19 protein-coding genes and 1 pseudogene are annotated in these 23083 nt (G+C 68.3%); 17 read left to right on the top strand and 3 right to left on the bottom strand.

Annotated elements, in window-relative coordinates; all coding sequences use genetic code 11:
- Together V9K99_RS39240 and V9K99_RS39235 are read left to right on the top strand one after the other, a co-directional pair.
- A pseudogene (locus tag V9K99_RS39240) lies at window positions 1–1273 on the top strand (hypothetical protein); the annotation flags it as partial.
- Window positions 1274–1653: 380 nt separating this feature from the next.
- Window positions 1654–2088 carry a GNAT family N-acetyltransferase gene (locus V9K99_RS39235; RefSeq protein WP_337008331.1) on the top strand — a complete coding sequence of 145 codons (435 nt, stop codon included), beginning with the start codon at window positions 1654–1656 and terminating at the stop codon, window positions 2086–2088.
- A gap of 55 nt (window positions 2089–2143) precedes the next feature.
- Here V9K99_RS39235 and V9K99_RS39230 read toward each other — a convergent pair whose 3' ends face one another.
- Both V9K99_RS39230 and V9K99_RS39225 read right to left on the bottom strand, forming a co-directional pair.
- Window positions 2144–3733, bottom strand: a complete 1590-nt coding sequence (locus V9K99_RS39230; RefSeq protein ID WP_337008333.1) for a GxGYxYP domain-containing protein — start codon at window positions 3731–3733, stop codon at window positions 2144–2146.
- A 76-nt stretch (window positions 3734–3809) separates the two neighbouring features.
- Window positions 3810–4412 carry an HAD family hydrolase gene (locus V9K99_RS39225; protein ID WP_337008334.1) on the bottom strand — a complete coding sequence of 201 codons (603 nt, stop codon included), beginning with the start codon at window positions 4410–4412 and terminating at the stop codon, window positions 3810–3812.
- A 130-nt stretch (window positions 4413–4542) separates the two neighbouring features.
- Between V9K99_RS39225 and V9K99_RS39220 the strand changes: the two genes are divergently transcribed.
- The 5 genes from V9K99_RS39220 to rpmB all read left to right on the top strand — a co-directional run bounded on the left by V9K99_RS39220 (window position 4543) and on the right by rpmB (window position 10004).
- Entirely contained in the window at window positions 4543–5826 is a 1284-nt protein-coding gene (locus V9K99_RS39220; protein ID WP_337008336.1) for an ABC transporter substrate-binding protein, read from the top strand.
- A gap of 1 nt (window position 5827) precedes the next feature.
- Entirely contained in the window at window positions 5828–6853 is a 1026-nt protein-coding gene (locus tag V9K99_RS39215) for a carbohydrate ABC transporter permease (protein WP_337008338.1), read from the top strand.
- The gene (locus tag V9K99_RS39210) at window positions 6843–7670 is read left to right on the top strand and encodes a carbohydrate ABC transporter permease (protein ID WP_337008340.1); all 828 of its coding nucleotides are present in this window, start codon (window positions 6843–6845) and stop codon (window positions 7668–7670) included. Before V9K99_RS39215 ends, V9K99_RS39210 begins: the two co-directional genes overlap by 11 nt.
- 40 nt (window positions 7671–7710) lie before the next feature.
- A complete protein-coding gene (locus V9K99_RS39205) occupies window positions 7711–9699 on the top strand; it encodes an aldo/keto reductase (RefSeq protein ID WP_337008342.1) in 1989 nt (662 codons plus the stop codon).
- Window positions 9700–9782: 83 nt separating this feature from the next.
- On the top strand, window positions 9783–10004 hold the full coding sequence (gene rpmB, locus V9K99_RS39200) for a 50S ribosomal protein L28 (protein ID WP_132153237.1): 222 nt from the start codon (window positions 9783–9785) through the stop codon (window positions 10002–10004).
- A 58-nt stretch (window positions 10005–10062) separates the two neighbouring features.
- Here rpmB and V9K99_RS39195 read toward each other — a convergent pair whose 3' ends face one another.
- Window positions 10063–11058, bottom strand: coding sequence for an SAM-dependent methyltransferase (locus tag V9K99_RS39195; RefSeq protein ID WP_337008348.1), 996 nt, complete (start codon window positions 11056–11058; stop codon window positions 10063–10065).
- Between the two features lie 379 nt (window positions 11059–11437).
- On the opposite strand from V9K99_RS39195, the gene V9K99_RS39190 reads away from it, so the two are divergent.
- The 10 genes from V9K99_RS39190 to smc all read left to right on the top strand — a co-directional run bounded on the left by V9K99_RS39190 (window position 11438) and on the right by smc (window position 23002).
- On the top strand, window positions 11438–13057 hold the full coding sequence (locus V9K99_RS39190; protein WP_337008350.1) for a DAK2 domain-containing protein: 1620 nt from the start codon (window positions 11438–11440) through the stop codon (window positions 13055–13057).
- Between the two features lie 10 nt (window positions 13058–13067).
- The gene (recG, locus tag V9K99_RS39185; RefSeq protein ID WP_337008352.1) at window positions 13068–15302 is read left to right on the top strand and encodes an ATP-dependent DNA helicase RecG; all 2235 of its coding nucleotides are present in this window, start codon (window positions 13068–13070) and stop codon (window positions 15300–15302) included.
- Entirely contained in the window at window positions 15299–15859 is a 561-nt protein-coding gene (gene rsmD / locus V9K99_RS39180; protein ID WP_337008354.1) for a 16S rRNA (guanine(966)-N(2))-methyltransferase RsmD, read from the top strand. The genes recG and rsmD overlap by 4 nt, the downstream gene beginning before the upstream one ends.
- Window positions 15852–16322 carry a pantetheine-phosphate adenylyltransferase gene (gene coaD, locus V9K99_RS39175; protein ID WP_337008356.1) on the top strand — a complete coding sequence of 157 codons (471 nt, stop codon included), beginning with the start codon at window positions 15852–15854 and terminating at the stop codon, window positions 16320–16322. Before rsmD ends, coaD begins: the two co-directional genes overlap by 8 nt.
- Before the next feature lie 129 nt (window positions 16323–16451).
- The gene (locus V9K99_RS39170; protein ID WP_337008358.1) at window positions 16452–16973 is read left to right on the top strand and encodes a YceD family protein; all 522 of its coding nucleotides are present in this window, start codon (window positions 16452–16454) and stop codon (window positions 16971–16973) included.
- A 69-nt stretch (window positions 16974–17042) separates the two neighbouring features.
- Window positions 17043–17234, top strand: a complete 192-nt coding sequence (rpmF, locus tag V9K99_RS39165) for a 50S ribosomal protein L32 (protein WP_077012766.1) — start codon at window positions 17043–17045, stop codon at window positions 17232–17234.
- Window positions 17235–17248: 14 nt separating this feature from the next.
- Entirely contained in the window at window positions 17249–17977 is a 729-nt protein-coding gene (gene rnc, locus V9K99_RS39160; protein WP_337008367.1) for a ribonuclease III, read from the top strand.
- 1 nt (window position 17978) lies between these two features.
- Window positions 17979–18833, top strand: a complete 855-nt coding sequence (gene mutM, locus V9K99_RS39155; RefSeq protein ID WP_337008369.1) for a bifunctional DNA-formamidopyrimidine glycosylase/DNA-(apurinic or apyrimidinic site) lyase — start codon at window positions 17979–17981, stop codon at window positions 18831–18833.
- A gap of 181 nt (window positions 18834–19014) precedes the next feature.
- Window positions 19015–19170, top strand: a complete 156-nt coding sequence (locus V9K99_RS39150; RefSeq protein ID WP_233712037.1) for a hypothetical protein — start codon at window positions 19015–19017, stop codon at window positions 19168–19170.
- 271 nt (window positions 19171–19441) lie between these two features.
- On the top strand, window positions 19442–23002 hold the full coding sequence (gene smc, locus V9K99_RS39145; protein WP_337008700.1) for a chromosome segregation protein SMC: 3561 nt from the start codon (window positions 19442–19444) through the stop codon (window positions 23000–23002).
- Window positions 23003–23083: the final 81 nt, after the last annotated feature.

Below are 23083 nucleotides of genomic sequence, written 5' to 3'. Positions count from 1 at the left end.
CGCCGACGCGGTCGGCATCATCGCCGACCCCCGCTACACCGAAGAACTCCTCCACCAGGCCCACGAACACCTCCGCAACACCCCACCCGCACCGCCTCCCACCACAAGCGATTCCGCCCCGGACAGCGCCGTCCAACCAGCCACCCCAGCCACCAACCAGGACGCCGCCCCAACCGCCGAACCGACCGACGGTCTAGCCACACCCTCAACTGCCGACGCAGCGACCGGCCGAGACTCCGCTGCGACGGTCGACGCGGCCACCGGTCAAGGCGCAGCCCCCACTGCCGAACGCGACGGCACGCCGACCTCTGCCCGGATGCCCGACAGCGGGCCGACCTCTGTCCGGGTGCCCGACAGCGGCAAAGTGTCGACCGCCGACCCGGCCTCTGCTCGGGAGAAGGCGTCGACCGCCGGGCCGGGGCGCGGCGGTGACCGCGGTGTTGAGTTCGGTTGGCGTGTGCGGGGCCGCGAGGATCACGGTGCCTGGTCGGGTGATGAGGATCTGTTGGGTGGCTGGGTGGAGCCTGGCGTGGATGATGAGGCGGACCGGGACGCGCCGTACCCCGGCGACACTGATCTGCCCGACCCGCTGGATGTGCCGTTCAAGGAGGTGGTCGAGCCGTTCGATCCCGGTCTGCGGCTCGACCCGGACGACGACGGCTGCGGCGACGGTGAGGTGCTCGATGCTGCGGCACGGCGTGCGCTGGAGGCCCGGCTCGCACAGGTCCGGCACGCCGCGCACACCCACCCGGCCACGGGCCGGGCGGTGCGGCCGGGGCAGACCGAGATCTATGTGCACCTGACCGACCACACCCTGACCACCGGCACCGGGGTGCTGCGGGCCGAAGACCTCGGTCCGCTGCTGGCCTCGCAGCTGCGTGAGCTGGTCGGTCATGGCCCGTACACGGTCAAGCCGGTGATCGACCTGCACGACGCGGTCAGCGTCGACGCCTACGAGATCCCCGACCGGATCCGCGAACGCGTCAAGCTCCTGCACCCCGTCGAGTTGTTCCCGTACGGCACCCGCGAAACCCACGCCGCGATGGACCTGGACCACATCGAGGCCTATGACCCGCTCGGTCCACCAGGCCAAACCACCCCCGCCAACCTCGCACCCCTGCGCCGGTTCCCGCACCGGGTCAAGACCCACGGCCACTGGAAGGTACACCGCCTCAACCCCACCACCCTGGAATGGACCACCCCCCACGGCTTCACCTTCCACGTCGACCCCACCGGCACCCACCGAGCACCCAAACCACAACCCGACGGATGACCGGCTCGAGGTGCGCCAGCCTGCACGCCGGCGATCTGGGCTCACTTCATTCGGTAGCGTGCCCTCGCGCTGGCGTCTTGGATCCCTGCCCTGCGCGACCTTCATGTGTGCTTGGGCGTCGATCGCTCGGCCGATGGCGGCTGCCGAATCGTCCATGCCGGCACAGGGAGCTAGATCGCGAGGCCTGTGCGGGGGAGAGTGAAGTAGCATCGCGTGCATGGAGTGCTTCGCCGCCTGGCGTATCCGCCGCTGAAGGTGACCCGCCGCTGCATCGCAGCTGTCAGCGGGTCAGGCGTCTGCCCGATTCCCCTTCAGTGCGAGAGGCACACTTCATGCTCATTCGTTCGTACGTTCAACCTGACCTCGTTCGGCTCACCGAGTTGACCATCGAGACGTTCCGGCCGTTCTACGAGGATTCCTTCCGCCCGCTCGTGGGTGAAACGATCTTCGCCAACCAGCACGGCAACTGGCGGGACGATTACCGCAAGCAGGTCGCCGAACTCCACGACCCCACGCAGCACAACTACGTCGCAGTAGCCGAGACCGACGGCACCATCGCCGGATACGTTGCCTGGAGCATCGATCCCATACGCCGCAACGGCAGCATCGTCATCCTGGCTGTCCCGGCCGATCATCGCCGAGGCATCGTGGGCACCGCACTGTGCGAGCACGCATTCGATGCGATGCGACAGTGCGGCGCGGAAGTCGTAGAGATCGGCACCGGCGGCGACGAGTTCCACGCGCCTGCCCGGGCCCTTTACGAAAGCCTCGGCTGCGTCCAACTCCCGGTCGCTGTCTACTACCGCGAACTCTGACCCACGTCCCGTCTGGTCGCGGTGCACGGCCGCGACCAGACGGAACGAAGCTCGCCTAGTGCTTGGCGTACTTGCCAACCATCTTGACCAACGAGTCGGGCGGGATGACCTTCACGTGCGGCGCGAGCCCGTTGACGACCGTCATCACGCTGTCGACCGACTTACTCCAGGCATGCCAGAGGACGACCGAGTAGCCGGCTGTCGAGAACGGGTTGCGCGTCGCCGTGTTGAGCTCTGTCGTCACCGAGGCTTCGTCGGCGCCCGGCAGGCCGTCCCACAACATTGTCCGGGCCGAGATGACCGGCTTGTCCTCGGACCAGACGACCTTGCCCTTGTGGGTGTCGTAGCGCGAGTACTCGAGGTAGATGAGGCCGTCGATCTGTGGGTGCTTGAGGTACGACGACCAGAGGCGCTTGTCCTGGAAGGAGTCGAAGTCGATGATCTGCACCGCTGACAGATCCGCGCGTGCCATCGAGGTCGCCAGCGAAGCAGTGTGCTTATCGAGCGCGGCTGCGGGGTAGCGGCTCGGGTACATGTAGCCGCCGCCGGATGGCCCGACGACCCAACGATCCTTCACCGATTGGTCGTAGTACCAGCGCATCACCGAAGGGGCCAGATCGATCAGCGACGGTGAGATGCCCCATCCGAGCTCGACCTTGCCGCGCTGTGGACTGCCGAACCAGCGCTGGTCGGTCGGGAAGTCGCCGAGCATCCATTGGATGTTGTCGCCATCGGTGATCAGGAACGTGACGTAGTGAGCATTGGGATCCGGTTCGAGGGCCCTCCCCCCACCCCCTCCGCGCTGGCTCAACCGGTCCTCGGACACGCCGGACAGGACGGACAGATTGCGGGCATGGTCGGCCGGAATCGCCTTCACGCCGGCGTCGGAGTTGGGGCCGATGAACTTGTCCTCGCCATCGGAGGCATCGCCCCAGCCGATCACCGTCGCGTCGTCGTCGAGCGCGTCGACCACCTCGGCGCGGAAGGCCGAGTTGCCGTCGAAGAAGGCGAGCGTCCCCGCCATCGTGACGTAGTCCCGCAGTCGTTCCGGCCAATCTCCTCTCTGCTCGATCGCGACGTCGTGCCGCAACTGTGGCCAGTAGTTGTCCATCACCCAGCGGTCGTCCTTGTCCCGCACATCCAGGACCTTGCGCAATCCGTTCCGGATCGCGAGTGCCTCCAAGCTCTCCTCGACAGCCACGGCACCCGTCAGGCCGGCGAGGGTGGTCGCCACGTTGACCGACGGAGTGCCCGTTCGAAAGAGAACATATCCGGCCACGCGCGACTGGCTGACGGTTTTCCACAGGTCCCCGGGACGCGTGCGGACGCCGTACCGGGAGACGAGGTCGTCGAGCCAGATCTGGTAGCCGAGCGAAGGGATGTTCAGGTACAGCGTTTCGCTGCCGCGGCGGGCCAGGAGGCCTTGCAGCGTGGTGGCGAGCGTGCGCTCCGCCGGGCTCAGCGCGTCCTCGGCCAGAACGTTCAGCACCCGCGGCCGCTGCCCTTTCGGGTACGACGAAACAGCCGCAGCAGCGGGGAGCGTGAAGGACGGAGCGAGGGAACCCAGGCCCAGTCCAGCGGTCAGGCCGAGAGCCTGGCGGCGCGTAAGGCGGGGAAGACGGGTAAGACGTCGTCGATCGGACATGCGGTGCCTCCAGGAGCGGCTGGTGACTGTCCTACGTTGTCATCTGCCCGGCGACGATGCCACATCAACTCCCGCATCACAAGAGTTCGTACCGGCGAAGCAGGCCAATCAGCGCGTCCACACCGGACGACAGGTCGTAGACCGCCGCCTGCAGGCCGACGCTCAAAGCACCCGCCACGTTGCTTTCGTTGTCGTCGATGAAGAGCACCGAGGACGCGGGTACGTCGATCGAGCCGAGGATGGCCCGGAAGTACGCCGGATCAGGCTTGGCCAGCCCGAGATCGCAGGAGTAGAAGGTCTGGTCGAACCACTCGCCGTACCCGCGCTCATCTTGCATGATCGCGCGCCGGTAGGCCTGCTGGTTGGTGGCGAGGTGGCACCCGATGCCGTCCGCCCGCAGCGCCTGAATGAGTTCCACCACCGCTGGCTCGGCGGCGAACCAGTTCCACGGCTCCAACGCATCTTCCAGCTGCAGGTCCAACTGCCAGCGACGCAGCACCTCCGCGACCGCGTCCCGGAAGTCGCCCTTGCCGACTAGGGCCGGCTTCTCGGCCGCCATCAGGTCGGCGATGAACGCCTCGCCCTGGCCGGCGGGGGCGAACGAGGTCAGCCGGGACCACCAGTCGATGGTCGGGCGCTGGATGACGCCGTCGGCGTCGAAGAGTACGGCGGAGATCATGCCGCCATCCTGTCAGCCGCTCGGATGGGCCCTTGACCGGTTCAGTCGGTATGCGCTTACCTTGTCGGTGCCTGAACAATTCTGGACAACTTCCGGCGGAAATGAACAAAGAAAGTTCCAGGTGAGGCATATGACAGTGAGCAGAAGGAAGTTCCTGGCGCTCGGCGCGGGTGGTGCCGCGGCCGCGGCCGGCCTCACCGGCTGCGGATCGCGAAGTTCGCTCGGTGGATCGAACGAGCTCAGTATGTGGACCTGGACCGGTTCGGTGAACGACGACCTGATCGGCCAGGCGGAGAAGGCGATCCCCGGGTTCGACAGCATGAAACTCGCGATGACCCGGATCGGCTCGAACTACAAGACCAAGGTGCTGACCGCGCTGGCCGGTAAGTCGCTGGTTCCCGACATCGTCGCCATCAACGACGACGTCGCGACCTACTTCCCGAACGCCGACCAGTTCATCGACCTCAAGACCCTCGGCGCGAACGACTTCGAGAAAGACTTCCTGCCCTGGAAGTGGAAGCTCGGGATCACGCCCGAGGACAAGATGATGGCGTACCCGATGGACACCGGCCCGACCGCGCTGTTCTACCGGACGGACATCTTCACCAAGGCCGGTATCGACACCGATCCCGCCGCGGTCGCCGAGCTGGCGCCGACCTGGGACGCCTACATCGAGCTCGGCAAGAAGCTCAAGGCGGCGGTGCCCGGCTCGGCCATCACCAACAACATCCAGGGCATCTTCGACTACGCGCTGGCCCAGCAGTCGAAGCGGTGGATGACGCCGGAAGGGCAGTACATCGGCGACCAGGACCACATCCGCACCGCGTTCGACCTCGCGGTGCGCGTGGTCAAGGAGGGCCTGTCCGCGAACGCGCAGAACGGGTCCACCGACGAGGACGCCGTCGTCACCAACGGCAAGCTGGTGGCCTTCAACGCGGCCGTCTGGTGGGCCCAGCTCGGCCCGAAGAACGCGGCTCCCAAGACGAAGGGACTCTGGCGGGTGACGGCGGCTCCTGGTGGACCCGGCAACCGTGGCGGGTCGTTCCTGGGCATCACGAAGTACTGCAAGAACCCCGAGGCCGCGTTCGCCTTCATCAGCTGGCTGGAGACGGCGAAGAACCAGGCTCAGGCGTTTCTCGATCCGGTCCTGTTCCCGTCCACCCCGGCCAGCTACACCGACCCGCGACTCGCGGCGCCGGACCCGTTCTTCGGCGGTCAGCGGATCGTCGACGTCTTCGCGGCCTCGGCCAAGAAGTACCCGGGCGCCTACTTCTCGCCGTACGACAGCATCATCGGTACGCCGATCGGCGCCGAACTGGTCAACATCGAGACCGCCGGCAAGAACCCCGACCAGGCCTGGAACGACGCACAGACCCAGATCGAACGCGAACTCACCCGAGCGGGGGCGATCTGAGATGGCCGTGACCAGCAAGCCACTCCCCACCACGACGGCCGGTACGACGACCGAGCCGCAGAGCAAACCACCGGGCCGCATCCGCCAGGCGTTCCCGCAGTACGTCGCGATCTCGCCGTTCTTCATCCTGTTCGCGATCTTCGGCGCGTTCCCGGTGCTGTTCTCGATCTGGATCTCGTTCCACTCCTGGGACGGGATCGGGCCGATGAAATGGGTCGGGCTCGAGCAGTACGACTACCTGCTCAGCGACCCCAAGTTCTGGCAGACGATCGGCAACACGCTGATCATCTGGGTGCTGTCGACCGTGCCGATGCTGCTGCTGGCGCTGGTGATCGCCAACGCGCTGCACAACGCGACCCGGTTCCGCAGCTTCTACCGGATCGCCTACTTCATCCCCAACGTCACCTCGGTGGTCGCGATCACCCTGGTGTTCGGCTCGATCTTCAGCAACAACTTCGGCCTGCTGAACGCGTTCCTGCAGTCGATCGGCCTCGGCAAGGTCGAGTGGCTCACCCAGCCGTGGGGGATCAAGATCGCGATCGCCACCATCGTCACCTGGCGCTGGGTCGGCTACAACGCGATCATCTTCCTGGCCGGCCTGCAGGCCATCTCGGCCGACGTCTACGAGGCCGCCAAAGTGGACGGCGCCAGTCCGCGGCAGACGTTCTGGCGGATCACCGTGCCGATGCTGCGACCGGTCATCCTGTTCACCGCGGTCACCTCGACCATCGGCGGACTGCAGATCTTCACCGAGTCCCGGGTGCTGTTCGGCGACACCAACAACATCGGCGGTCCCGGCGACGCCGGCCTGACGATCGTGTCGTACCTGTACCAGAGCGCGTTCATCAAGAACCAGTTCGGGTACGGCGCCGCGATCGGCTGGGCCCTGTTCATCCTGATCGTGCTGTTCAGCATCATCAACTGGCGGCTGATCGGCGGCAACGACGACGAACGCATCACCAAACGGGCCGCCCGCCGGGCCCAACGCAAGATCGCCGCCCAGAAGGAGGCTGCCGATGTCCATTGAGCGGATCAGAAACCTCGTCGGTCACGCCGTCTTGATGCTCGGCGTCCTCGTCTCGCTCTTCCCCTTCTACTGGATGGTGGTGATGGCCTCCAACACCACCCCGGACATCTTCGCCTACCCGCCGAAACTGGTGATCGGCTCGCACCTGTTCGAGAACATGGGCAAGGTGCTCGACAACATCGACTTCTTCGGATCGATGCTGCTCACCCTGATCGCCTCGCTCAGCGTGACCGTCCTGGTGCTGTTCTTCGACTCGCTGGCCGCGTTCGCGTTCGCCAAGTACGAGTTCCCCGGCCGGAACGCGCTCTTCGCTGTACTCCTGGCGACCTTCATGATCCCGACCCAGCTCTCCCTGGTGCCGCAGTTCGTCACCCTGGCCGAGTTCGGCTGGATCGGGTCGCTGAAGGCACTCGTCATCCCGGGCGCGGCGAACGCGTTCGGCATCTTCTGGATGCGCCAGTATGCCCGCGGCGCCATCCCCGACGAACTCGTCGCCGCCGCCAAGGTCGACGGGGCCGGCTTCTTCCGGCAGTACCTCACCGTCGGCCTGCCGGTCCTGCGGCCCGGCCTGGCGTTCCTCGGCATCTTCACCTTCATCAACGTCTGGAACGACTACCTCTGGCCGTTGATCGTGATGACAGACCCCAACCGGCTCACCCTTCAGGTCGCCCTCGACCAGCTCAACGGGATCTACGGCACCGATTACTCCATGGTGATGGCGGGAGCCCTGATGAGCGTGATCCCCTTGATCGGGGTCTTCCTGATCGGCGGGCGACACTTCATCGCCGACCTGGCGGCCGGAGCCATGAAATTCTGACCTGACAACTAACAAACGACTGAGACGGGACACCACCCTCTTGACTGCCCCTCAAACCACCATCCGCTGGGGAATCATCGGCACCGGGAACATCGCGTCCCGGTTCGCCAGCCAGGTGCCGACGTCGGCGACCGGTGAGGTCGTCGCCGTCGGCAGCCGGTCGATCGAATCCGCCAACAGCTTCGCCGACAAGTGGGACATCGCCAACCGGCACGGTTCGTACGACGACTTGCTCGCCGACCCGGACGTGGACGCGGTGTACATCGCGACCCCGCACCCGATGCACGTCGAATGGGCGATCAAGACCGCCGAAGCCGGCAAGCACGTCCTCTGCGAGAAGCCACTCGCGATCAACAAGGCCTGGGCCGAGGCGATGATCGAGGCCGCGGTCGCCAATGACGTCTTCCTGATGGAGGCGTACATGTATCGCTGCCTGCCGCAGACCAAGCTGATCGCCCAGCTCGTCCGCGACGGCGAGCTCGGCACTGTCCACCAGATCCAGGCCACCTTCGCGTTCGCCTCGTCGTACCGGCCGGAGAGCCGGATCTTCGCCGACGACCTGGCCGGCGGCGGCATCCTCGACGTCGGCGGCTACCCCGTGTCGATCGCGCGGCTGATCGCCGGAGCCGCGACCGGGCAGCCGTTCGCCGACCCGGCTGCGGTGACCGCGGTCGGCCACGTCGGCGAGACCGGAGCCGACGAATGGTCCGTCGCGACGCTGTTCTTCGACGGCGGCGTGACCGCCCAGGTCAGCACCGGCGTACGGCTCAGCGACGACAACCAGGTCCGCATCTACGGCAGCGAGGGCTACCTCGTCGTCGAGGACCCGTGGTTCGGCGGCGACGGCAAGCCGACCCACGTCACTCTGCACAAAGTGGGGGAGGAGCCGCGGGACATCTCCGCGGAACCGGCCCTCATCTACGCCGCCGAGGCCGACGCGGTCGCGGCCGCGATCGAGCAGCGGCAGGCACCCGAGATGAGCTGGGCCGACACCCTCGGCAACCTGACCGTGCTGGACGCCTGGCGCAAGGCGATCGGGCAGCAGTACGCCAGCGAGCGGGACGACGCCGTCATCCCGACCGCGACCGGCCGGCCGCTGCGACGCCGTACCGACGCACCGATGAAGTACGCGCGCGTCCCGGGGCTGGACAAGGACGTGTCCAGGCTCGTGATGGGCGTGGACAACCAGGAGACCCTGACCAAGGCCGCCGTCATGTTCGACGACTTCGTCGAGCGCGGCGGTACGACGTTCGACACCGCCTACATCTACGGCGGCGGACGCGGCGAGAAGCTGCTCGGACAGTGGATGACCTCCCGCGGCAACCGCGACGAGGTCGTTGTCATCGGCAAGGGTGCGCACACCCCGCACTGCGACCCCGAATCCATCACCCGGCAGCTCACCGAGAGCCTCGAGCGGCTGCAGACCGACCACGTCGACCTCTACCTGATGCACCGGGACAACGAAGAGATCCCGGTCAGCGAGTTCGTCGACGTACTGGACCAGCACTACAAGGCCGGTCGGATCAAGGCGTACGGCGGCTCCAACTGGTCCACCGCCCGCTTCGACGAGGCCAACGCGTACGCCGAGGCGACCGGCAAGCAGCCGTTCACGCTGCTGAGCAACCACCTCAGCCTCGCCCGGGCGTACGACGTACCGTGGAAGGGTTGCCGGCACGTCGCCGACGACGAGTCGCAGGCGTGGCTGAGGGAACGCCAGGTCGCACTGTTCCCGTGGTCCAGCCAGGCACGCGGGTTCTTCACCGGACGGGCCACGCCGGAGGATCGCTCGGACGAGGAACTGGTCCGCTGCTTCTACTCCGACGAGAACTTCCGCCGGCTGGACCGGGCCCGCGAACTCGCCGCCGCGAAGGGAGTCGAGCCGACCGCGATCGCACTGGCCTGGCTGCTGCACCAGCCGTACCCGGTGTTCCCGCTGATCGGGCCCCGGTACATCAGCGAGACCCGGACCTCACTGCCCGGGTTGTCGGTGGACCTGACCGACGAGGAAGTGGCCTGGCTCACTGAGTGATCAAGCCTGTATGCCGAATTGGTGGGGCGCCGACACACATGTAACATGGTCTGTCGGTGTCACGACCCTGAACACGGAGAATCATGTCTAAGAAGTGCGATGTCTGCGGCAAGCAGCCGACGTTCGGCAACAGCGTTGCCCGCCTGGGTAAGGGTGCGATGATCCGCCGGGTCAAGGCTCGTACGCCCCGGCGGTTCAACCCCAACATCCAGCCGGTCCGGGCGCTCATCAAGGGCACCCCGACCCGCATGAAGGTCTGCACGTCCTGCATCAAGGCCGGCAAGGTCCAGCGCGTCGTCGGCTGACCCCCAGCTTTCTCCGTTGTAGGGCCTTGAAATAGGCGCCCGGGTTCAGCCCGGGCGCCTATTCGTGTCTGGCGATCACCGTGATCTCGTTGCGGTTGTGATGGAGCTGCCGGGCGTGCAGTACGTCGTACCCCTGCCGCAGCACGTCCATCCCGCGCCGCGCCCCGTCCAGCGGGTTCTTCCCGCCACCCTTCAGCGTGACGACCGCCAGCCCGCCGCGACGCAGATGCGCGCCGGCGTCGAGCATCATCCGGGCGCTCATCACCTGATCCATCCGCATGTCGTTCACCACCACGTCGAACCGCACCCGGTTCTCGGCGAAGAACCGCCCGGCCGTCGTCGCCGCATGGTGAATCCGCCGGTCGCCGCGCAGCCGCGGGTCCAGCGCGCCCGGATCCACCGACCAGACCTCCTGCCCGTGCAGCCGCAGAATCCGCGTCCAGCCACCCGGCGAGGCGCCGAGATCCAGCGCCTTCCCGCCCGCCGGCAACTCCAGCCCGAAGGTCGCGATCGCCTCCTCCAGCTTGAACTCCGACCGCGACACCCGCTCCTCCGACCGGGCCAACCGCATCCGCCCACCCGGCCAGTCCGACAGGCTGTGCTGGAGCCGGTTGAGTCCCAGCAGCACGCCTCGGCGGCCGACGAAGCAGGAGACGACGACCTCCTGGCCGGAGCGCGTCACAGCGACGCCGCGGTCGGCGAGTGCCTCCTCCAGCCGGTGGTAGTACGACCCTCCAGTGCCGGCGCTGTCGGTCCAGGCCTGGACGGCGAGCGCCTTCGGATAGTCCGGCAGTTCGCCCAGCACCAGATCGGCGAGTTCGTAGTCGGGCGGCAGTTCCTGGAAGCTCGCGATCTCCGTGGTCAGGTGCCGCACGAAGATGATCCGCCCCGCATCGCACGCCGCGGCAAGCTCCTCGACCGATGGGCCTACGACGCGCCCGAGGTCCCCGCTGACGCGCTCGATCCGGACCTCCCGCCCGAACTCTGCCCGGATCTCCCGCACAGCCCACTCATAGCTGTCGGCCGCGACCGAGAACAGCACAGCCCTGCCCACTACGTCTCCCACCTCTCGCCGCAGCCCCGACCTTATCCACCCCAACCCCTCCGCCGGTTCGGGCCGCTCCCGACCAGATCATCGAGTGGGGGAAGCGTGTCGCTGGAAACCGCTCTCCGAAAGCACATTGCTTTCACTCGACACGGTGGCTTCACTCGCCGGGGACCTCTGTCGACACGGTGGCTTCACTCGCCGGGGACCTCTGTCGACACGGTGGCTTCACTCGCCGGGATCTCTGCCGGCAGGGTGGTTTCAGTGGCGGGGTTGGGGCGCACGGTGGCTTCGGTGGCGGGTGAGACGTGCACGGTGGCTTCAGTGGCCGGGGCGAGCGGGGGTGTGCCGCGGGCGGAGGGTGGGGGAAGAGGTTAGCCTTCCGGGCGTGGAGGAACTGACCGTCGAAGTGTTGCGGGCCTGGGCTCGGACCGCGCTGGCCGACTTGGGCCGGGCGCGGACCGAGATCGACGAGCTGAACGTGTACCCGGTGCCGGACGGCGATACCGGGACGAACCTCTACCTGACCTGGGAGGCCGCCTGCGACGCGCTGCCTGAGGGTGAGCTGACGTTCGCCGAGGCAGTCCAGGCGTTCGGCCGCGGCGCCCTGCTCGGCGCTCGAGGCAACTCCGGCGTCATCACGTCTCAGCTCGTCCGCGCCTGTGGCCTCCGCCTCGCCGAGAACCTCCCGCGTGACCAGGACGCCGACGATCACGCCGTACTGGCCGATCCCAGGATGAGCGAGCCGGTCGCGTTCGCGGATGCGCTCAGGTACGCCGCTGATGCCGCGTACGGCGCGGTCGCGCAGCCGGTCGAGGGCACCATGCTCACCGTCGCCCGGGCCGCCGCGACCGGGGCGATGACGGCCGCCAACGACGGGAAGAGCCTGGCCGACGTGTGCCTGGCCGCCGTCGCGTCCGCCCGACAGGCGCTCACGAAGACGACAGAGCAGTTGGACGTACTGCGACGCGCGGGCGTCGTGGATGCCGGGGGAGCGGGCCTGGTCGTCATCCTCGGCGCGATGGAATCGGTGCTGACCGGACGGCACGTGACAGTCGACGTACCGGCCCGGGTCGAGCCCCAGGGCGAAAACGCCGTGAGCCAGGACGGCCCGGCGTACGAGGTCATGTACCTGCTGGATGCGCCGGACGACAAGATCGGCGACTTCCGGCAGAACCTGGCCGGACTCGGCGACTCGGTGGTGGTCGTCGGCGGTGACGGACTGTGGAACGTGCACGTCCACACCGACGACGTCGGCGCCGCGATCGAGCAGGGCATCGACATCGGCCGGCCGCACCGGATCCGGGTCACCCACTTCGCCGACCAGGCCCACCACGAGCCCATCCCGGGCCGCGCGGTGATCGCGGTGGTCGCCGGCGACGGTCTGGCGGACCTGTTCACCGAGGCGGGTGCCCAAGTGATCCGCGGCGGCCCCGGCCGGAGGTGCTCCACCGGAGAGCTGCTGAAGGCGATCGAGCGGTCGAAGGCGCCCGAGATCGTGCTGCTGCCGAACGACAAGGACTCCATCGCGGTCGCCGAGGCTGCCGCGACCGCGGCCCGGCAGGACGGGATCCGGGTCGCCGTCATCCCGACCCGGGCGCAGGTCCAGGGGCTCGCCGCGATCGCCGTACACGATCCCGACCGCAGCTTCGACGACGACGTCGTCCACCAGTCGGCGGCCGCCGGGCAGACCCGGCACGGCGCGGTCACGATCGCGGTGAAGGACGCCTGGACGATGGCCGGGATGTGCCGGATCGGCGACGCACTGGGCGTGGTCGACGGCGACTTCGCGCTGATCACCGAGGACCTGGAGGAGGCGGCGATCGGCGTGGTCGACCGGCTGCTCGGCGGCGGTGGAGAGCTGCTCACGATCGTCACCGGCCAGGGCGCGGAGCCCGGTCTGGTGGTCGCGCTGGAGCGGCACGTCCGCCGGAATCGCAAAGATGTCGATGTCGTGGTGTACGACGGAGGACAGGACAGGTACCCGCTGCTGATCGGGGTGGAATAGCGGTGTTGACATGAAGGCGGACATGGACCGGAAGCTCCGCGACTTCCTCGGTGCCAGGACGGCCAAGACCTTCGCGGACGTTCTCGGCCTGGAGACCGTCGGGGAACTGCTGCGGCACTACCCCCGCCGGTACCTGAAGAAGGGCGAGCTGACCCCGTTCGACGAGCTCGAGGTCGGCGACCAGGCGACCGTGAACGGCCGGGTCAAGAAGGTCACCGTGCGTTCGCTGGACACCAAGGCCGAGATCCCGATCGCCGACGTGCAGAAGTGGGCCCGGCGCAAGACGCTGACCAAGGTGGTCGTCACCGACGGCCGGCGCGACCTGGAGCTGGCCTTCTTCAACCAGCCCTGGCTGGCGGCCAAGCTGCAGCCCGGCACCGCCGCCCTGTTCTGGGGCGAGGTGACGATGTTCCGCGACATCATGCAGCTGAAGAGCCCGGGCACCGAGATCCTCGACGACGAGGACCTGTCCGAGGCCGAGATCGAGCGCCGGGCCAGGCCGTTCCGGCCGCTCTACCCGGCCACCGCGAAGTTGCCCACCGCAACGATCGAGCGGAGTATCAAGATCGTCCTGGACAGCCTGGACGAGAGCCTGGACGACCCGATCCCGGAGCTGATCCGGCGTAAGGAGAAGCTGCTCGGGCTGCGCGAAGCGCTGCAGAAGGTGCATCTGCCGGACACCGAGAAGGACATCCGCGACGCACAGCAGCGGTTCCGGTTCGAGGAAGCACTGGTGATGCAGACGATCCTGGCCCAGCGCCGGGCCGTCACCGACGCGCTGAACGCGGTGCCGCGGCCGCGCACCGAGGGCGGCATGCTGGACGAGTTCGATCAGCGGCTGCCGTTCAAGCTCACCGAGGGCCAGGCCGAGGTCTGCGAGGAGATCTTCGCCGACCTCGCCCGTCCACACCCGATGCACCGGCTGCTTCAGGGCGAGGTCGGCTCCGGCAAGACCGTGGTCGCGCTGCGGGCGATGCTGTCGGTGGTCGACGCCGGCGGTCAGGCCGTCCTGCTCGCGCCGACCGAGGTGCTCGCGACCCAGCACCACAAGACGTTGACGAAGATGCTCGGCGATCTGGCCGAGGAGGGGATGCTCGGCGGCGCGGAGCGGGCGACGCGGGTCGGCCTGCTGACCGGGTCGCTCGGCGCGGCAGCCCGTCGTACGGCGATGCTGGACGCGGCCAGCGGAGCGGCGGGGATCGTGGTCGGCACGCACGCCTTGCTCGAGGACAAGGTGCAGTTCGCGGACCTCGGGCTCGTGGTCGTGGACGAGCAGCACCGGTTCGGCGTGGAGCAGCGGGCGGCGCTGAGCCAGAAGTCCGGCGACAACACGCCCCACGTGCTGGTGATGACCGCGACCCCGATCCCGCGGACCGTGGCGATGACCGTGTTCGGCGACCTCGCGGTGTCGACCCTGACCGAGCTCCCGGCCGGGCGCTCGCCGATCCAGTCGTCCGTGGTCCCGGCGAAGGAGAAGCCGGACTGGCTGCAGCGGGCCTGGGCGCGGGTCCGCGAGGAGGTCGGCAAGGGCCATCAGGCGTACGTCGTCTGTCCGCGGATCGGCGACGACGTGAAGAACGCGGCCGACGAGGAAGGCGAGTTCGTCGCGGGTGAGGAGAAGACGTCCAAGGCTCGGCCACCCATCTCGGTGGTGCAGGTCGCTGAGGCGCTGGCCGAGATCCTGCACGACCTGCGGGTGGAGATCCTGCACGGCCGGCTGCCCGCCGAGGAGAAGGACGCGGTGATGACCCGGTTCGCGGCGGGTGAGGTCGACGTCCTGATCGCGACCACGGTCATCGAGGTCGGCGTCGACGTACCGAACGCCTCGACGATGGTGATCATGGACGCCGACCGGTTCGGCATCTCCCAGCTGCATCAGCTGCGTGGTCGGGTCGGCCGGGGTCGCGTGCCGGGGCTGTGCCTGCTGGTGACGGATCTGTGGCCCGGGTCGAAGTCGTACGGGCGCCTGGACGCGGTCGCGTCGACCACGGACGGGTTCGAGCTGTCCCGGATCGACCTGGAGACCCGGCGCGAGGGTGACGTGCTCGGTGTGGCTCAGTCGGGCAAGCGCAGCAGTCTGAAGCTGCTCAGCGTGCTGCGGGACGAGGAGATCATCTTCACCGCGCGACACGTGGCCAACTCGATCGTCTCGGTGGACGCGGAGCTGGCCGACTACCCGACCCTGCGGTCGTTCGTCCGGAGCGCACTGGAGTCCGAGACGACCGAGTATCTGGAGAAGACATGACCCGGATCATCGGGGGAGCGGCCGGTGGGCGGCGGATCGTCGTACCGCCGGGGACTGGGACGCGGCCGACCGCGGATCGGGTGCGGGAGGCGCTGTTCTCGTCGCTGGAGTCGGAGTTCGGCAGCTTCGACGGGCTGGCGGTGCTCGATCTGTACGCCGGTTCCGGGGCGATCGGGCTCGAGGCGCTGTCCCGTGGAGCCGCGCGGGTCGTGCTGGTCGAGTCGGACCGGCGGGCGGCCGAGGTGATCTCCGCCAACATCCGGGCGGTCGGGATGCCGGGTGTGACCGTGCTCACGCGTCCGGTCGAGAAGGTCGCGGCGGGAGACAGTCCCGCGCTGTTCGATCTGGTGTACGCCGACCCGCCGTACAAGCTGGAGACCAGTGAGCTGCAGGACGTGCTGACCGAGCTCGCCGCGAACGGTTGGCTGGCCGACGAAGCCGTGGTCGTGGTCGAGCGCGGCAAACGGGAGCCGTGGGAGTGGCCGGCCGGATTCGCCGCGCTGCGGGATCGCAAGTACGGCGAGGCCCGGCTTTGGTACGGTCACCGCCATGAGTAAGGCGGTCTTTCCAGGCACCTTCGACCCGCCCACGAACGGGCATCTCGACATCATCGCCCGGTCGTCGGCCGCCTTCGACGAGGTGATCGTCGCGGCCGGGGTGAACCAGTCCAAGAACCGGCTGTTCGAGGCGGACGAGCGGATCGCGATGCTGACCGAGATCGCCGCGCCGTACCCGAACGTCCGGATCGGCACCTTCGAGGGCCTGCTGGTCGACTACTGCCGGGCCGAGGGCGCCGGCGTGATCGTCAAGGGGCTGCGCTCGGCCGCCGACTACGACTACGAGCTGCAGATGGCCCAGCTCAACCACGCGATGACCGGGGTCGACACGGTGTTCCTGCCGACCCGGTCGGAGAACGCTTTCATCTCCTCCAGCTGGGTCAAGGAGATCGCCAAACTGGGTGGCGAGGTCGCCTCCTTCGTGCCGCCGAGTGTTTACGCGCGGTTACTGGAGAAACTCTAGAATCGCCCCGAATTGGGCGACTGGCCGCGGTGTTGGTAATGTTGAGCACCGGTCTCGACGAGACCGAGATCTTGCCTGCCCACGCCTGAAAGGGATGTCCTGAGCGTCTTGGACCCGCGGTCCCCCCTCGTGATCGATACCCACGAGCTGACACGCCGCGCCGGGTCCCAGCGCGAAGTCTCCTTCACGGCACCGGCTCCGGCGGATCTCGGAATCGACGTGATCGGCGTCCCCGAGGGCGATCAGATCCAGTTCGATCTACGGCTGGAATCGGTTGTCGAAGGGGTGCTCGTCACCGGGACGGCCAGTGGTCGTCTGGTCGGGGAGTGCGCGCGGTGCCTGGTCGATATCGAGGACGAGTTCCTCGCTGACGTCCAGGAGCTGTACGTCTACCCGGAGAGCGAAGCCGAACCGGACGAGGCCAGCCGGATGGAGGGCGATCTGATCGACCTCGAGCCGGTGCTGAGGGACCAGGTGGTGCTCGCGCTGCCCTTCCAGCCCTTGTGTACGGACGACTGTCCGGGTCTGTGCCCCGAGTGTGGGGTACGCCTGGCGGACGACCCCGGCCACAACCACGGAGAGGCGAGCGACCCGCGCTGGGCCGCGCTCAGCGGCCTGCTCCAGCAGGACGAACGACCGCACGACAACTAGATACCGAAAACACGTCAGCCAGCCGGCCGGGTCCCACCAGGCCCCCGGCCGAACCGAGGAGTCATAACCGTGGCCGTTCCGAAGCGGAAGATGTCGCGCAGCAACACCCGCAGCCGCCGGGCCCAGTGGAAGACCACTGCCCCGTCGCTGGTCACCTGCGTGAACCCCGCCTGCCGCGCGAAGCACCTGCAGCACACCGTTTGCCCCACCTGCGGCCAGTACGGCGCCAAGGGCGAGCGTCGCCAGGTCGTCGAGAGCTAAACGGCACCAACCCAGTGAACTCTGCCAACGAAACGGGGCTCTACGCCGAGCTGAACCAGCGGCTCGGCGTATCGCTGGCTGACAATTTGCTGGAGCACGCCTTCACCCACCGTTCGTACGCGTACGAGAACGGTGGGCTGCCGACGAACGAGCGGCTGGAGTTCCTCGGGGACTCCGTGCTCGGCGTCATCGTCACGGAGTCGCTGTTCCGCAACCATCCGGACCTGTCCGAGGGCCGGCTGGCGAAGCTGCGCGCCGCTGTGGTCAACATGCGCGCGCTGGCCGGCGTCGCCCGCGAGCTCAAGCTGGGCAAGTACCTGCGGCTCGGCCGGGGCGAGGAAGCGACCGGCGGGCGGGACAAGTCGTCCATCCTGGCCGACTGCGTCGAGGCGCTGATCGGTGCCGTCTACCTGGACCGCGGCTTCGAGACCGCCGGCCAGGTGGTGCACACCCTGTTCGACGACCTGATGGAGTCCTCGGCCCGGCTCGGTGCCGGCCTGGACTGGAAGACCTCGCTGCAGGAGCTGGTCGCCCAGCTCGGCGTCGGGGTCCCCGAGTACGTGATCGCCGAGTCCGGCCCGGACCACGCCAAGACGTTCGAGGCGCGGGTCCGGATCGGCACGGACACCTACGGTCACGGCATCGGCCGGAGCAAGAAGGAAGCCGAGCAGCAGGCCGCCGAAACCGCCTGGAAGGCGTTGCGCGCCGCGCACCCGGACAGCACGGACCCCTCGCAGTCCTGAGGTGCCAGAGCTTCCGGAAGTAGAGGTCGTCCGCCGGGGCCTGGCGGAGTTCACCACCGGCCGGACCATCGACGCCGTCGAGGTCCTGCATCCCCGCCCGGTACGGCGTCATGCCGCCGGGCCGGACGATTTCGCTGCCCGGCTCAAGGGCCAGGTGTTCGCCGAACCGGCCCGGCGCGGGAAGTACCTGTGGCTGCCGCTGGAGTCCGGCGACGCTGTGCTGACCCACCTCGGGATGAGCGGGCAGTTCCGGGTCCAGCCGGTCGGCGCGCCGGACGAGCCGCACCTGCGGGTCCGGTTCCGGTTCGCCGACGACGGCGGAGAGGTCCGGTTTGTGGACCAGCGGATGTTCGGTGGTCTGTCGTATTCCGACGGTGGCGCGGAGTTGCCGCCGGAGATCGCCCATATCGCCCGCGACCCGTTCGATCCTTTGTTCGATCCGGACGCTTTCGTGGCTGGCGTGCGGCGGCGCAAGACCGGTCTCAAGCGGGCGTTGCTGGACCAGTCGCTGATCAGCGGCGTGGGCAATATCTACGCAGACGAAGCGTTGTGGCGGGCCAAGCTGCACTACGCCCGGGCGACCGAGACGCTGAAACCCTTGCAGATAAGGGAGATCCTGCGACACGCCCACGAGGTGATGGCCGAGGCGCTGGACGTCGGCGGCACCAGCTTCGACGCCCTGTACGTCAACGTGAACGGGGAATCCGGCTACTTCGAACGTGGCCTGAACGTCTACGGACAAGAGGGATCGCCGTGTCCGCGCGACGGCCGGCCGATCCGTCGCGAGCCGTTCATGAACCGTTCGTCGTACCGGTGCCCGAAATGTCAGCCGGTCCCTCGTCACGTCCGTTGGTGAGAGAGGTATCGTTAAAGAGTGTGGACCCAGGTTGACCACCGGGCCCGCCGGTGTCACCCTGAAAGACGGCACACATTTATAGGCGCTCCGGGGACAGGGGCGCTCACAGGCCAGAACCCTTCCGGAGGACAGCACAATGGCCAAGGCTCTTCTAGGGCACCTTGGAGGCACTGACCCGCGCATGCTCGAGCAGGTTCGACTGCTCAACCGGCGTGTCGCCGATCTGGAGGCGCACGTGATGCGCCTGCAGGCAGAGAACGACCACCTCGTCGCACAGGTCCACGAGGGCCGGCTGCTGACAGTCGACGAGGCTCTGCGCGCCCCCGCTTCGGTCTGAGGACCCGAGCCGCGACAACAGAGTTCCATCTCTACCGTCCGCACAACCACGGCGGTGGCCCCCGTCCGGGCCTCCGCCGGTTTCATGTCCGCTGAATGTTGAGCTCCCTGACCTTGCCGGCCATTCTGATCGGTCGGCCTCCAACGGTTCGCGTGCATGTCTTTGTAGACTGCGAAGCGGAACTACTTCCCCCGGGTAGCGGCAGCGTCACGAGCAGTTACGACGGTTCCTTGGGTATCGTCTGTCCTTTCACGGGTTGGAGAGCTTCGCTTTGTACCTGAAGAGCATGACGCTCCGAGGCTTCAAGTCGTTCGCGTCGGCCACGACGATGAATTTCGAACCGGGCATCACCTGCATCGTCGGCCCGAACGGCTCCGGGAAGTCCAACGTCGTCGACGCGCTCGCCTGGGTGATGGGCGAACAGGGCGCCAAGTCGCTGCGTGGCGGCAAGATGGAAGACGTCATCTTCGCCGGCACCTCCGGCCGCGCCCCGCTGGGTCGCGCCGAGGTGGTGCTGACCATCGACAACACCGACGGCGCGCTGCCGATCGAGTACGCCGAGGTGACCATCTCGCGGACGATGTTCCGCAACGGCGGATCCGACTACCAGATCAACGGCCAGAACTGCCGGCTGCTCGACGTCCAGGAACTGCTCAGCGACTCCGGTATCGGCCGTGAGATGCACGTCATCGTCGGGCAGGGCCAGCTCGACTCGATCCTGCGCGCCACGCCGGAAGGCCGCCGCGGGTTCGTCGAGGAGGCGGCCGGTGTCCTGAAGCACCGCAAGCGCAAGGAAAAGGCGATCCGGAAGCTGGAGGCCACCGAGGGCAACCTGAACCGCCTCGGCGACCTGATCACCGAGATCCGCCGCCAATTGAAGCCGCTCGGGCGCCAGGCGGAGGTGGCGCGCCGGGCGGTGACGATCCAGGCCGAGGTCCGCGACGGCCGGGCCCGGCTGCTGGCCGACGACATCGTCCAGGCGCAGTCCGCGCTCGAGGCCGAGCTCAAGGACGAGGCCGCGCTGACCCAGCGCCGGGCCGAGACCGAGGCCAAGCTGCGCGAGGCCCGCGAACTCGAGGCGGAGCTGGAGGACGCGCTCCGCGAGGACGCGCCGGCCCTGCAGGCGGCCCAGGACACCTGGTACCAGCTGTCCGGCTTCGGCGAGAAGATCAAAGGTACGGCGCGGATCGCGGCGGACCGGATCCGGTCGCTGAACGACGAGGCCGAGGAGCCGCGGGCCGGGCGTGACCCGGACGAGCTCGAGCTGGAAGCGGCCCGGGTCCGCGAGACCGAGGCGCAGATCGAGGCCGAGGTCGAAGCCCACTCCGAGCTGCTCGCCGAGGCGGTCGAGCGGCGCCAGCAGCTGGAGTCGCAGGAGGCCGAGGAGGAGCGCCGGATCGCGGCACTGATCCGGGCCGCCGCGGACCGCCGTGAGGGACTGGCTCGGCTGACCGGCCAGGTGAACGCGCTGAAGAGCCGCGCGGCCGCCGCGGAGTCCGAGATCGGCCGGCTCGCGAGCAACCAGCGTGAGGCGGAGGCGCGCGCCGCCAAGGCGCAGCACGACTTCACCGCGCTGGAGACCCAGGTGGCCGGCCTCGACGCCGGTGAGAAGGGCCTGGACGATCAGTACGAGGCAGCGCAGGCAGTCCTCGACGAAATGGACGAGCGGCTCGCCAAGCTGCGTGCCGAGGAGCGTGACGCCGAGCGCGAGCGGACCGGTCTGGCTGCCCGCAAGGAGGCGCTGGAGCTCGGTCTGAACCGCAAGGACGGCGCCGGGGCCCTCCTGGCCGCCTCCGAGCAAGTGAACGGCCTGATGGGCTCTGTTGCAGCGCTACTGAGCGTGCGGTCCGGCTACGAGACCGCCATCGCGGCTGCTCTCGGTGAGGCCGCAGACGCAGTCGCGGTCACCCACACCGACGCAGCCCTCGAGGCAGTCGGTCACCTGAAGCAGCACGACCTCGGCCGCGCCGGGCTGCTCCTGGGCGACGCCCCAGCCGACGACTACACGACCTGGCCGCAGCTGCCGTATGGAGCGTCGTACGCCGTTGATGTCGTGGACTGCCCGCAGAACCTGCGGCCCGCGTTGCGGCGACTGCTGCGCAAGGTCGCCGTGGTGGACGATGTACCGGCTGCTCAGTCGCTGGTGCGCCATCTCCCCGACGTCACCTGCGCCACGCGGGCCGGCGACGTACTGGGTGCTCACTTCGCGTACGGCGGTTCGGACGCGGCGCCGAGCCTGATCGAGGTGCAGTCCGCGGTCGACGAGGCGGCGGAGAAGCTGACCGAGGCGACGGCCCGGAGCGAGCGGCTGCGGTTCGAGCTGGCCGCGCTGGAGGACGAGCGGACGCGGCAGAAGGAGTCCGTCGAGATCACCCTGGCCCGGCTGCACGAGTCGGACGCGGCGATGGCCGCGGTGGCTGAGCAGCTGGCGCACTTCGGGTCGCTGGCGAAGGCCTCCCGCGGTGAGGCGCAGCGGATGGCCGAGGCGATCGCGGCGGCCGAGGAAGAGCGCGACCGGAACCTGACCGGACTGGCCGAGCTGGAGGAGCGCCTCACCGACGCCGAGCAGTTCGACGAGGACGGCGACGAGCCGGACACCACCGATCGGGACCGCTTGGCCGAGGCGGCCAAGGCGGGCCGTGCCGCCGAGATGGAGGCGCGGCTGGCGCTGCGGACCACCGAGGAGCGGGCCCGGGCACTGTCCGGGCGGGCGGACTCGCTGGAGCGGGCAGCGCGGCAGGAGCGCGAGGCACGTGCCCGGGCGATCGCGCGGGCCGCACGGCGGGCCCGGCAGGCAGAGGCTGCGCAGGCCGTGCACCTGGCCGCCGGACACGTGCTGGCCCGGCTGGAGTCCTCGTTGCAGCAGGCCGCCACCGAGCGGTCCGCGATCCAGGCCCAGCGGGCGGACCGAGAGCAGGCGCTGGCGCAGGCCCGGTCAGCCACGCGGAACCTGAGCTCCGAGCTGGAGCAGCTGACCAACACCGTGCACCGGGACGCGCTGGCGCGGGCCGAGCAGAAGATGCGGCTGGAGCAGCTGTACGAGAAAGCGCTGGGCGAGCTCGGTATCGAGGTCGACGCGCTGGTCGCCGAGTACGGGCCGGACCAGCTGGTGCCGCCGCTGCCGAAGGACGGGGACGACAACACCCTCGAGCTCGAGGGGGAGCCGTTCAACCGGACGAAGGTCGAGAAGCGGCTCAAGCAGGCCGAGCGGGCGCTGAACCAGCTCGGGCGGATCAACCCGCTCGCGCTGGAGGAGTTCGACGCGATGGAGGAGCGGCACCGGTTCCTGTCCGAGCAGCTCGACGACCTGAAGAAGTCCCGGCGCGACCTGATGGACATCGTCAAGGAGGTCGACGAGCGGGTCGAGCAGGTCTTCACCGAGGCCTACCGCGACGTCGAGGTCGCCTTCCAGCACGTGTTCAGCCGGCTGTTCCCGGGCGGTGAGGGCCGGCTGGTGCTGACCGACCCGGACGACATGCTTGCCACCGGCATCGATGTCGAGGCGCGCCCGCCGGGTAAGAAGGTGAAGCGGCTGTCGCTGCTGTCCGGTGGTGAGCGGTCGCTCGTCGCGGTCGCCTTCCTGGTCGCCCTGTTCAAGGCGCGCCCGTCGCCGTTCTACATCCTCGACGAGGTCGAGGCGGCGCTGGACGACACCAACCTCGGTCGTCTGCTGGAGATCTACGAGGAGCTGCGCGAGAACAGCCAGCTGCTCGTCATCACCCACCAGAAGCGCACCATGGAGGTCGCCGACGCCCTGTACGGCGTGACCATGCGCGGCGACGGGGTGTCGTCGGTCATCTCCCAGCGCATCCGGGAGCCCGAACCCGTCTGAGCGGTGATCGGCGATATCTCCTCGGGTTGAACCGGTCCGGGCCTCCGCACGTGTGGGAGGTGAAGATCGGCAACTATGAGG

Source organism: Kribbella sp. CCNWLW201 (genome assembly GCF_037203805.1).
Classification (GTDB): Bacteria; Actinomycetota; Actinomycetes; order Propionibacteriales; family Kribbellaceae; genus Kribbella.
Note: the sequence above shows the minus strand (reverse complement) of the source record. Positions and strands in the feature narration are given on the sequence as shown.